This window comes from Aphanizomenon sp. CS-733/32 (assembly GCF_028330045.1).
Lineage (GTDB): Bacteria > Cyanobacteriota > Cyanobacteriia > Cyanobacteriales > Nostocaceae > Dolichospermum > Dolichospermum gracile.
On sequence record NZ_JAQMSE010000108.1, the window covers coordinates 15,073 to 27,276 of the forward strand.

Annotated in this window: 7 protein-coding genes; 5 read left to right on the forward strand and 2 right to left on the reverse strand. The window is 39.5% G+C overall.

What is annotated here, in order from left to right:
• Nucleotides 1-248 precede the first annotated feature (248 nt).
• Nucleotides 249-1,256 (reverse strand): rod shape-determining protein, encoded by a 1,008-nt coding sequence (locus PN471_RS08170; protein WP_271776411.1) that lies wholly within the window; start codon nt 1,254-1,256, stop codon nt 249-251.
• A 374-nt stretch (nt 1,257-1,630) separates the two neighbouring features.
• Between PN471_RS08170 and PN471_RS08175 the strand changes: the two genes are divergently transcribed.
• Nucleotides 1,631-1,993, forward strand: coding sequence for a single-stranded DNA-binding protein (locus PN471_RS08175; protein WP_271776412.1), 363 nt, complete (start codon nt 1,631-1,633; stop codon nt 1,991-1,993).
• 43 nt (nt 1,994-2,036) lie between these two features.
• Here the strand turns inward: PN471_RS08175 and PN471_RS08180 are convergent, their stop codons facing one another.
• Nucleotides 2,037-2,777, reverse strand: coding sequence for an SIMPL domain-containing protein (locus PN471_RS08180; RefSeq protein WP_271776413.1), 741 nt, complete (start codon nt 2,775-2,777; stop codon nt 2,037-2,039).
• Nucleotides 2,778-3,355: 578 nt separating this feature from the next.
• Between PN471_RS08180 and PN471_RS08185 the strand changes: the two genes are divergently transcribed.
• The 4 genes from PN471_RS08185 (at nt 3,356) to PN471_RS08200 (ending at nt 12,007) form a co-directional block, all read left to right on the forward strand.
• Nucleotides 3,356-6,043 (forward strand): DNA methyltransferase, encoded by a 2,688-nt coding sequence (locus PN471_RS08185; protein ID WP_271776414.1) that lies wholly within the window; start codon nt 3,356-3,358, stop codon nt 6,041-6,043.
• A gap of 228 nt (nt 6,044-6,271) precedes the next feature.
• On the forward strand, nt 6,272-7,693 hold the full coding sequence (locus tag PN471_RS08190; RefSeq protein WP_271776415.1) for a cation:proton antiporter: 1,422 nt from the start codon (nt 6,272-6,274) through the stop codon (nt 7,691-7,693).
• A gap of 421 nt (nt 7,694-8,114) precedes the next feature.
• Nucleotides 8,115-9,959: an N-acetylmuramoyl-L-alanine amidase gene (locus PN471_RS08195; RefSeq protein WP_271776416.1), complete on the forward strand. Its 1,845-nt coding sequence runs from the start codon at nt 8,115-8,117 to the stop codon at nt 9,957-9,959.
• A gap of 200 nt (nt 9,960-10,159) precedes the next feature.
• Nucleotides 10,160-12,007, forward strand: coding sequence for an N-acetylmuramoyl-L-alanine amidase (locus PN471_RS08200; RefSeq protein ID WP_271776417.1), 1,848 nt, complete (start codon nt 10,160-10,162; stop codon nt 12,005-12,007).
• The last annotated feature ends 197 nt before the right edge of the window (nt 12,008-12,204 follow it).

A 12,204-nucleotide genomic window follows, 5' to 3' on the forward strand; every position in this document is an offset into this window, starting at 1 on the left:
TCTATAGTTACAGCAGGTTACGTAGTTAGGATGTACAAGGTCTCAATTGAAACCCATGCACGAAGCCACCTGAGTTCGACATAAGATAATTTGTGGAAACCTGCCCCAAGTATGATTCTCAAACCCTTATGATCTCCTTGAAAAAATCATAACTCCTAACTCCTAACTCAGGTAAAGCCAGTTTTACTCCTGACTACTGCTGTATTAATAAATACAGAACCCATATATTCGTAACTTACTAACTGCTACTACATATTGCGAGAACGCCCGCTAAAGACTCTCTCCAACTGTTTGAAGTTTTCTAATACGCGACCTGTTCCCAACACTACACAGCTTAAAGGATCAGCGGCTATATGGGTAACAAGACCTGTTTCATGACTAATTAATGTATCTAGACCTTTGAGCAATGCACCACCCCCTGCCAACATGATCCCACGATCAATAATGTCTGCTGCCAGTTCGGGCGGTGTCCGTTCCAGTGTGCGCCTAACTGCTTCGATAATTACCGCTAGAGGCTCTACCATACTTTCCCGAATTTCCGGGCCTTTGATGGTGACAGTTCTGGGCAAACCAGACAGTAAATGCAACCCTCGGACTTCCATTAGACTATCATTATCGTCTGCCGTTGGATAGGCAGAACCTATTTTAATCTTAATATCTTCTGCCGTGCGTTCACCAATGACCAGATTATGAACTTTCTTCATATACTGAGTAATGGCTTCAGTTAATTCATCTCCAGCAATGCGGACTGATTCGCTGATTACCGTTCCTTGAAGACTTAATACCGCTACTTCCGTTGTCCCCCCACCGATGTCAATAATCATGTTACCAGTAGGTTCTGCCACTGGCAGTCCTGCACCAATTGCTGCTGCGACTGGCTCATCAATCAAATATACTTCTCTAGCACCGGCTTGGGTGGCTGCATCCATAACAGCCCGTCTTTCTACTCCAGTGACACCACTGGGGATACCAATGACAATGCGGGGCAACATCAGGGTTCTCCCTTCATTTACCCGCTGAATAAAGCTTTTTAGCATCAACTCAGCCGTATCAAAGTCAGCGATCACACCGTCGCGCAGGGGACGCAGAGCAACGACGTTCCCCGGTGTGCGTCCGAGCATTTTTTTAGCCTCTTCCCCCACTGCCAGTGCCACTTTCAGATTTTGATCAATGGCAACGACGGAAGGTTCTTGCAGGACAATTCCTTTACCAGATACATAAACCAGGGTGTTGGCTGTACCGAGGTCGATACCCATATCCCAGGATGGCCGAAAATTAAAATTGAAAAGACCCACGCTTCTCTATGCCCCCTATTTATACTACTTTTGACTACAAAGATAAGAGTTAATAATGATAGATGCCATGATATTTGGTTATCTGACTCCGGTAAACTAGACTATTTTTTTATCTAGCTTTTGTCAATCTTGAGTTTAGTTCCATGAATCTTAAGTTCCATCTTCTCAAGTCCACTCAGTATAACCGTATAATTTTTTTCAAATGCCAAGTATTTCTGGAATTTTTACCCGATTCAACTGTCGCCATTCTAACATATCCTTAATCATTTCACAATTGGTTATTATAGAATTCGAGATCGGACAATACAATACAAAAATACTAGGAAATAAAAACCATGAGCATTAATGTTGTCACTCTTGTTGGTCGTGTTGGTGGCGATCCAGACATGAAATATTTTGAGTCAGGCAAAGTCTTATGTCAATTGACACTAGCTGTAAATAGAAGATCGCGCAACAATGATAAACCAGATTGGTTTAATCTAGAACTTTGGGGAAAAACTGCGGAAGTCGCTGGTAATTATGTCCGTAAAGGTGGTTTGATTGGCGTTAAAGGTTCTTTGAGATTTGATACTTGGAGCGATCGCCAAACTGGTGTTAACCGTTCAAAACCAGTCATTTTAGTAGATCAGCTAGATTTATTAGGGTCTAAGCGCGATAATGAGGGAGGAATGTCTGATATGTCCCCAGATAATTTCTAATTTAGTCAGTTGTTCGTTGTTACCAATGACCAGTGATCAATGACTAATAGCTAATTTGTAATGTTACGGATGCTTGTACTTCTTGTTCACCGGCAATTATGGGAGTAGAAGCATCTGCGAGATTAGCTTTAGCAGCTTCAACCCGGTACAGCATGGGTGTTGGTGGTGGAGTTGCACCATTAATTTGAATACTGATAATGTCTTTTTGTTCTAATTTTAAGGTGCTAAGAACTGTTTCCGCTTGTTCTTGAGCATCCTGGGTAGCTTTTTTCAAAGCTTGTTTTTGGGCGCTGGCGATCGCTTCATCACTAGCAATAAAACTTACACCATTAATTTGTGTCGCTCCAGCCTTCACCGCGTCATCCAATAAAGTTCCGGCTTTATCCGTATGAATGCGGAAGCTGACTGTATTACTAGCAGCGTAACCAGTAATGCGTTGAACATTATTACTGTAGCTATATACTGGGTTGAGGCGAATTCCTGTAGTTGTCAATTTTTCCACATTGCGTTTTTTTAATAAAGCTACCACAGCCGATGATCTGCGTGCCGCTTCTTTTTGGACATCTTCAGCCGTTTTTCCTTGAACTTCTACACCCAAACTAACTTGAGATAAAGTTGTCGAAATTGTTTCTACTCCCCTTCCACTCACGGTTAAAGTTCGCCATAATTTTTCTTGTGCTGATGCAGGTAACATAAAGATCCCACTGAGAAATATACTCAAAGATAATATTTTCCCAAAATTCCGGGTTGGAAACCGATAATTAGATAAAACAGTGATAGACATCTTCCTTAACACTCCTCTAAAAACCTATTAATTCTAGGGTAACTGTTATTAACAGCCACCAAAACATTTTCACACCGAAGGTGTAATTTCCATACCTATAGGACTTACGCACGCTCACTAACTTGCCATCATATAAATGAACGAAATTGCGTCGTTTTCGGCTTTGGGAATAACTTATTGAGTAGGGTGAGTCAGATAGAGGAAATCTGTTTCTTACTAAATTATTGGGTCTGACGCACCCTACAAGAGCTAAAATCCACATTACATATTTAGAAAACTTTGTCAATGCCTAAGCCCTAACTTATAGTTTTACACTGCTTAAACTTATATCGAACCTGGTTACATTTTTTGTAACGGCAAAAATTATGTGTTGGGTTTCCTTTCAACTGTAATTATTTTATGATAGTTCTTCCTTATCAGTTTCATGATAACAAATTTAAAATCAATTGTCAACCCCTAAATCTTCTTTTTTGCGCGACTCAATTGAGAGATTGAGTGATATTTTTGTAAATATCGAGAGGTTGAGATTCCCGACTTCTTAGAGAAGCTGGGGATCTTATTATTGTTCAGAAACAACCATGACATCATCAACACCAGAAACCCTATCTAGATTCGTACAATTTTGTCACCAACATATCACCGGACAAGAACGCAAAGAAGCACAAACATTTCTCGACCGCTTTTTTCGAGCCTTTGGACATGAAGGTGCATTAGAAGCGGGTGCGACTTACGAAGAAGCAATTAAAAAAAGTAGTAAAACCGGAAAAACTGGCTTTGCTGATTTAGTTTGGAAACCTCGCGTTTTAATAGAAATGAAAAAGCGCGGAGAAGATTTAAATAAACATTATTCCCAAGCTTTTGATTATTGGACTAGGTTAGTCCCAAATCGTCCTAAATATGTGATTTTATGTAATTTTGATGAATTTTGGATCTTTGATTTTGATATTCAATTAGATACACCTGTAGATAAAATTACTCTTGAACAACTGCCAGAACGGTCAGGAGCATTGACATTTATGGAATTAGGGCAAAAAACCCCTGTATTCCAAAATAACCAAGTAGAAGTTACTGTTAAAGCTGCCCGTCGCATGGGTGAATTATTATTAGAATTAGAAAATAGGGGAATTGAAAAGTTAACAGCACAGCGGTTTATTTTGCAATGTGTGTTAGCAATGTTTGCAGAAGATAGACAACTGTTACCCCGTGATATGTTTATTTCTTGTGTCCAAAATTGCATCAAAGGGGGAAGTTCCTATGATGTTTTGGGTGGTTTATTTCGGGAAATGAATCAACCAGGAAAAACACCAGCGGGACGTTATCAAGGAGTTGATTATTTTAACGGGGGTTTATTTTCTCGAATTGATGCAATTGAATTAACCAGGGAAGAATTAAATTTTTTAGATGTGTCTGCGCGAGAAAATTGGAGTAAAGTCCGTCCGGCTATTTTTGGGAATTTATTTGAAGGGAGTATATATAAGGAAGAACGTCACGCGAGAGGAATCCATTACACTTCTGAAGTGGATATTATGAAAATTGTCCGTCCCACAATTAGCCGTTATTGGGAAGAGAGAATTGAGGAAGCAGGGACAATTAAGGAACTTTCCAAACTGCAAATAGAATTACAAAGTTATCGAGTTTTAGATCCTGCTTGTGGTTCGGGTAATTTTCTTTATATCGCATATCAAGAATTGAAAAGAATTGAAATATTGCTATTAGAAAAAATGCAATCTTTGCGTAAGTCTAAGGATAAACAATTGCAAATGGGTTTAGTGACACCTTTGCAATTTTATGGAATGGATACAAATCCCTTTGCGGTGGAATTAGCGCGGGTGACATTAATGATAGCGCGGAAGATTGCGATTGATAATTTAGAGTTAACTGAACCTGCTTTACCTTTGGATACTTTAGATCATAATATTGTTTGTCAAGATGCTTTATTTAGTGAATGGGTAAAAGCTGATGCTATTATTGGAAATCCGCCATTTTTAGGTGGTAAAAACATGAGAATGGATTTAAATGATGAATATGTAGATAGAATTTTCCAACATTTTCCGAGAGTTAAAGATTCCGTAGATTTTTGTGCTTATTGGTTTCGGTTAGCGCACGATAAAATTGATGAAAAAGGCAGAGTTGGTTTAGTTGCGACTAATTCCATAAGTCAAGGTAAAAGTAGAATTGCTGCTTTAGATTATATTACTCAAAATGGCGGTTATATTCATGAAGCTGTTTCTACACAACCTTGGTCTGGTGCTGCGAAAGTTCATGTGAGTATTGTCAATTGGTGTAAAGATAAACCGGAAAAGTATTATTTAGATGATCTTGTAGTTTCACAAATTAATTCTTCTCTAAAATCTAGTATTGATGTTTCTCAAGCTGCGCGGTTACAAGCAAATCTCAATCAATGCTTTCAGGGTATCATTCCTGTGGGAAAAGGATTTTTTGTAACTGAACAACAGGTTACAAATTGGATAAAAGCAGATGTAAAAAATCAAGATGTTCTTAAACAATCTATTTCAGCACAAGATTTAACAGATAATCCTCAAGGTACACCAAAAAGATGGATTGTTGATTTTAATGATATGAGTCTTGAGGACGCTAGTGATTATAAATTACCTTTTGAACACATTAAAACCTATGTTAAATCTGAACGTGATAATAATCGAGATGAAAAAGCTAAAAATTACTGGTGGAAATTCCTACGTCGTCGTCCAGACCTGAGAAAAGCTATAGAATTTTTACCATTTTATTTTGCAGTTCCTTGTCATTCTAAATGGTTTATTTTTTCACGAGTTAATAAGCATTGGCTACCTAATAACTCTATTACTGTTCTTGCATTAGATGATTTTTATATATTAGGAATTATCACATCTAATATACATCGTGTTTGGGTAGACGTGCAAGGTTCAACTTTAAAAGGTGACACTCGTTACACTCACAATACTTGTTTTGAAACCTTTCCATTTCCGCAAATAGCAGACATAAAAATAGTCCAACAAATCCGCACCAAAGCCGAAGAATTACATCAATATCGGACTCAACAAATGGAAACAAAACAATGGGGAATCACCACATTATATAATAAATTCTTCAACGAACCCAGCAGCCAACTTTATCAACTGCATCAACAATTAGATAAACTGGTAATGTCAGCTTATAACTTTCAAGCCAACGATGATATTTTAGAAAAACTGCTGATATTGAATTTAGAATTAGCCGAAAAAGAAAAACAGGGAATCAAAATTATTGGACCTAGTTCACCCAATTAGAACAAGTATCACCTTGCAGATTATAGTGGTGAGGGTAAAGCAAAAGCTTATTAGTGTGAAATTAACGTAAAACCCATAGCCTGACTGGGAATTTATTTCTGAACGGTCGTGTCAGCTAGATAAATAAGCCATCTATCTATAGCTATGATTAGCAGTGGATATACATATATCTAAATTAATTGTCACTAAAAAAGGGTAAAAATAAAGAAAAGAATCTTTGTATAACCCATGCAGCTTTTCGAGCAACTCAATTTTACCGTTCCTTTGTTGGCAACTGCCACAGAAACCGCAGACAGTTCTATGGTATTAGCCGCTGTGCTACTGAGTTTAGTAGTTATTTACTTTGCCAGCAAAGTTGGTGGAGAATTATGCAACAAAGTCGGCTTACCCGCAGTTTTAGGTGAACTTCTCGGTGGTGTAGTTGTCGGTGTTTCTGTACTCCATCTGTTAGTATTTCCAGAAGGTGGTACAGACGCTTCTAATTCCTTAATCATGTTCTTCTTGCAACTCACCGCTGGGTTAACCCCAGAAGCCACACCCCAGGTATTTGCAGCGCAGTCCGAGGTGGTTTCAGTTTTATCAGAATTGGGTGTAATTATCCTCCTGTTTGAAATTGGCTTAGAATCCAACCTCAAAGACCTCATGGCTGTTGGTGTTCAAGCCTTCGTGGTGGCTACAGTTGGGGTAATAGTCCCCTTTGCAGCGGGTACAGTGGGATTAATGACCATATTTGGTGTTAGTGCTATTCCCGCGATTTTCGCCGGTGCAGCTTTGACAGCAACCAGTATTGGAATTACGTCCAAAGTGCTTTCCGAATTAGGACAGTTGAACTCCAAAGAAGGGCAAATTATTCTCGGTGCAGCGGTTATTGATGATGTTTTGGGAATTATCGTCCTGGCGGTAGTTGCTAGTTTAGCCAAAGATGGTGTAGTTGATGTCGGTAACGTCATTTATTTGATTATTAGTGCGAGCGCTTTTCTAATTGGAGCAATAGTTTTTGGTAATGTCTTTAATAAATCATTTGTAGCGATCGCTGATAAACTCAAAACCAGAGGGGAATTAGTCATCCCCGCCTTCATTTTTGCCATAATCATGGCTTACTTTGCCTCTGTCATCCATTTAGAGGCAATTCTTGGGGCTTTTGCCGCCGGGTTAGTTCTTGAAGAAACCGACAAACGCAAAGAACTGCAAAAGCAAGTTATCCCCATTGCTGATATGTTAGTTCCCGTCTTCTTCGTCACCGTCGGGGCAAAAACTGATTTAGGAGTCTTAAATCCAGCCATTCCCACCAATCAAGAAGCCTTAATCATGGCAACTTTCCTGATTACAGTTGCCATCATCGGTAAAGTAGTGACAGGCTTAACAGTATTTGGTCAACCAGGGATTAACCGCTGGGCTATTGGTGTGGGGATGATTCCCAGAGGTGAAGTCGGCTTAGTATTTGCTGGTGTCGGTGCAGCTAGTGGTGTCCTCTCAAAACCATTAGGAGCAGCAATTATTATGATGGTTATTATTACCACATTCATCGCTCCTCCCCTGTTAAGATTTGTATTTCCAGAATCAAACGCCGCCACAAATTTAGACAGCAATTCTGGCAAAACATTAGCAGTAGAAACACCACAATCTCTCATCACCACAAAAGATGATTAGTAATTTGAATTTCACCGCAAATTCTGCTGTAGATCTCACAGAAGATAGGTGAAAATTTTCTCTACTGTGGTTTCTACATTTAGTAGACAAGGAGGTTGGAAGAAACTTTTATCATCCAATCTCCGTCTCCTGTAATCTTGAAACCCTCTAATTTGTAAAATGGTTATTATTTCTACCTTTAATTGAATCTACTTTTGGTTTTATAAAACTTTCCTTGTTTCCCATTCTATTCGCCTTGATAATGTTTTGTATTCCTACTTTTTTTCAGGACGGTTTTTACAGATTGAAGATGTTTTTAGTAATTATGGAGAATCACCCGCCAAACTATGTCAGTGATTGACAGTGGTGGGTATTTTTTGTATGTGCTTATATCGGTAAATATTTGATGATTAATTATTAATTTAGCCAAGGAGAAAAAACCGTGAAAATACAATGGTTAATACCTGCTACCTTTGGTACTGTACTGATGCTATCATCGCCAACCTTAGCGGCAAAATTAGAATCTTGGCGATTTGATCGTCATCAAAATCTATTAGAAATTAATACAAATGGTGCTATCAAACCACAAGCACAATTAGTTTTTAATCCTACTCGCTTAGTAATTGATTTACCAGGTGTTAAATTTGGTCGTTCCCAATTAACTCAACAAATAGGCGGAGGAATTCGGGAAATTCGCATTGGTCAATTTGATGAACAAACAACACGAATAGTTTTAGAAATAAGTCCTGGTTATACTTTAGATCCTCAACAAGTAAAATTTGTCGGTAAAAGTGCTAATCGCTGGACAGTAAAGTTACCAAAATCAGAATTTGATGCCAACTCAACAGCTAATAACAATAATAATAATAATAATTACAACTTAGTCGGGATAGACTCCCTGGCAAAACCTGAATTTTCACCAATTACTAGAATTACCAGCAGTAATAAAAGTACAACTCAACTTGAAAGTTTGCAAATTACTGGTGATGGCTTTTTTATCCGCACTAATGGCGGTAATCCTCAAACTAGAATCATGAGAAGCCAGGATAAAAACACAGTATTTATTGACATTTTTGATGCAACCTTATCACCCAATTTAACACAAGGAAATTTGGCAGTTAATAAACATGGTGTGGACAATATTGGATTTACCCAATCGCAAACAACACCAACATCTGTCCGCATGACGTTAAAAATCGCCACAAATAGTCCCGACTGGCGAGTAACCTCCAGTAGCAGCGGTTTAATCATCCTCCCCACCAGAGGAATGATAAATACACCTGAAAATGAGAATTTTCCCCCCACCAGAAACAATAACGGCTCAATTGCGACAATTGAATCTATAGAACTTGCTGACAATGGCACACAATTATTAATTAAAGCTGACCAAGTTATATCCGCCACCACAGGTTGGGATAAAAATTCTGGTTTGTTCCGTATCACCATTCCCAATGCCAAATTAGCCAACGAAGTTAAAGGCCCTACTCTTGATGCTAATAGTCCCATTCTTAAACTCCGTCTGCAATCACAACCGCCCAATACTGTAGTTCTCTTAATTCAACCTGCATCAGGTGTTACACTAAGTGTACTCAATCAGGTAGGAGATCAATTTCTGGCTCTAAAACTGCAACGGTATCGTCAGATTAGACCACCTATGAATTTACCCCCTTTATTACCACCCAGACAACAACTACCTGACCTCAAACCGAGACAACCACGAACTACCCCAAGGCGCGACCTTCGTCAAGGCAAAATAGTGGTTATAATTGACCCCGGACATGGCGGTAAAGACTCAGGGGCAATTGGTATCGGTGGAGTGCTGGAAAAGGATGTTATTTTACCAATTAGCAAAAGGATTGCAGAAGTTTTGGAACGAAACGGTATCCAAGTAATTATGACGCGAGACTCTGACTATTTTGTCGCTCTACCAGGACGAGTGACAATGGCACAACGGGCTAATGCTGATCTATTTGTCAGTATCCACGCTAATTCGGCAGGTGCAAGTCGTCCAGAAGTTAGTGGCTTAGAGACTTATCATTACGATAGTGGTTTAACACTTGCTCAAATTGTCCACAGTAAAATTCTGCAAAGTCTTAATGTCAGAGATAGGAAAGTGCGGAAAGCTAGATTTTATGTTCTTCGCAAAACTTCTATGCCCTCAATTTTAGTAGAAACTGGTTTCTTAACTGGTAGAGACGATGTCGCCAAACTGAGAACTTCAGCTTATCAAAATCAAATGGCCGAGGCGATCGCCCAAGGCATACTTCAGTATTTAAAGTCAAGATAAGTGTTTCTTATCTCTTGCCTATTCCCTTTTTTTGATAAACCGATTGTATGCTAAAATTCTACGCCATTAGCCGTGTCTTACTACCAACACCAACATCTTTTACTTGAACAAAGTTAAATTTGCAGCGGTCATGGTCTGAAGATTACCCCATAAGTCGAGATATTGACAAATCCCATAAATAGGAATCAGGAGAAAGGATTGTGAAACTACATTGGTTAATACCTAGCACTTTTGGAACGGTCTTCATCCTATCTTCGCCCGCTTTTGCCGCGAAATTAGAATCTTGGCGGTTTAATACTAATCGAAACCACTTAGAAATTAACACATCTAGCCCTGTCCAACCCCAAGCCCAACTCATTTTTAACCCCACACGCTTAGTAATTGACTTACCAGGAACAGAACTAGGCCGCCCCTCCGTAACCCAACAAATTGGCAGCAAAATTCGCACCATTCGCGTCGGTCAATTTGATGACCAAACAACACGCTTAGTAATCGAACTAGCCCCTGGTTACACCTTCAACCCCAACCAAGTCAAATTTGTTCCCATCAGTGGCAAACGTTGGCTAGTAGAACTACCACAACCGGAAGTTGCCTCTGGACAAACTGGAGAACCATCACTACCTCCAACAACATCCGATACATCACCTGAACCAACACTAGACCCCAGAAGTATTTACAACGTAGTCACCAATCGAGAAACCACCCCAGGGTTAGTGCAAATTGAGAAATTGCGAGTCACAGGTGACGGCTTTTTCATTAGCACCAGTGGTGGCAATCCTCAACTGCAAATCAATCGCAGTCAAGATAATCGCTCTGTCAATATTGATATCATTGGCGCAGCCTTATCACCAAATATGGGAGAACGGGATCTATTAATTAATCGCTATGGAGTCCGTCGTATCCAATTTAGCCAACTATCCAGCAGTCCATCTGCTGTTCGCATGACCTTACAGTTAGATAATACCAGTCGCAATTGGCAAGCATTAGCTAGTGGTAACAGTGGTTTTATCGTCATCCCAGATCGTTTGGCTAAATTACCTGAGAATAACCAATTATCCGCACCATCACTGAGTGACTCCCCCGCAATTATTCAATCTGTAGAACTTGGTGGCAATGGTACACAATTACTAATTAGAGCAGACCAAGCCATATCTGCCACCACTGGCTGGGATAGAAGCTCAGGTCTATTTCGCATTACCATTGCCAATGCCAAATTAGCTAATCAGGTCAAAAGTCCGGCCTTTACTAACAACAGCCCTCTTCTTAAAGTCCGTTTCCAACCCCAATCTGACAATAGTGTAATTGTTCTTGTTCAACCTGCATCTGGCGTTAGCTTTGGCGCACTCAGTCAAGTTACATCTCAATTATTAGCACTACAATTACAAACTAATCTCCGCGCTCAACGTCCTCCAATTTTACCACCTGAATTTCCTGGATCACAAGATCCTCCAGGTTCTATTACACCACCTTTGCAAACAAGACCTCAGCCCCGTCTACCTGTTCCTCATGGCAAAGTTTTAGTAGTTATTGATCCGGGACATGGCGGTAAAGATTCTGGCGCTCCTGGACTGGGTGGTTTGCTAGAAAAGGATGTTGTTCTACCCATTAGTACAAAACTGGCAAGAATTTTAGAACAAAATGGTATCCAAGTTGTCCTCACCCGAGATGCTGACTTCTTTGTAGAACTTCAAGGACGGGTGGATATAGCCAAGCGGGTTAATGCTACTTTATTCGTCAGCATTCACGCTAACTCTGTAGATAACCGCTCCGATGTTAATGGTTTGGAAGTCTATTATTACGACAGTGGTTATGCTTTAGCAGAAACTGTTCGGCAAGCCATTCTCCAAAATATTAGTACCCTGAATAATCGCGGCACACGTAAAGCTAGATTTTATGTGCTGAGAAAAAATACTATGCCTGCTATTTTAGTAGAAACTGGCTACATGACAGGTAGGGAAGATAATCCCCGTTTAGGATCACCAGAATACCAAAGTCGTATGGCTGAGGGCATAGCTAATGGTATTCTGAATTATTTAAAACAAAGGTAATGTAGCAGGAGTCAGGAGGAAGAAAATTACCCCAATTCCTAATTCCCAATTCCCTTCTAAGTAGGTAGGTAAAAATAAATAGAACTATGTTAAGTAACTTAACAGATTCTGAAATTTGCTCGTAGTTAGGGCTTTAGCCCTACTTTCAGGTCTAAAGACCTTACTACAAACCTTTAATTATTTACGTTACTCTACTT

Bases quoted from the DNA above. Each gene is read 5' to 3' on its own strand.
- PN471_RS08175 (WP_271776412.1), top strand. From the start codon at position 1,631: ATGAGCATTAATGTTGTCACTCTTGTTGGTCGTGTTGGTGGCGATCCA.
- PN471_RS08185 (WP_271776414.1), top strand. From the start codon at position 3,356: ATGACATCATCAACACCAGAAACCCTATCTAGATTCGTACAATTTTGT.
- PN471_RS08170 (WP_271776411.1), bottom strand. From the start codon at position 1,256: ATGGGTATCGACCTCGGTACAGCCAACACCCTGGTTTATGTATCTGGT.
- PN471_RS08190 (WP_271776415.1), top strand. From the start codon at position 6,272: ATGCAGCTTTTCGAGCAACTCAATTTTACCGTTCCTTTGTTGGCAACT.
- PN471_RS08180 (WP_271776413.1), bottom strand. From the start codon at position 2,777: ATGTCTATCACTGTTTTATCTAATTATCGGTTTCCAACCCGGAATTTT.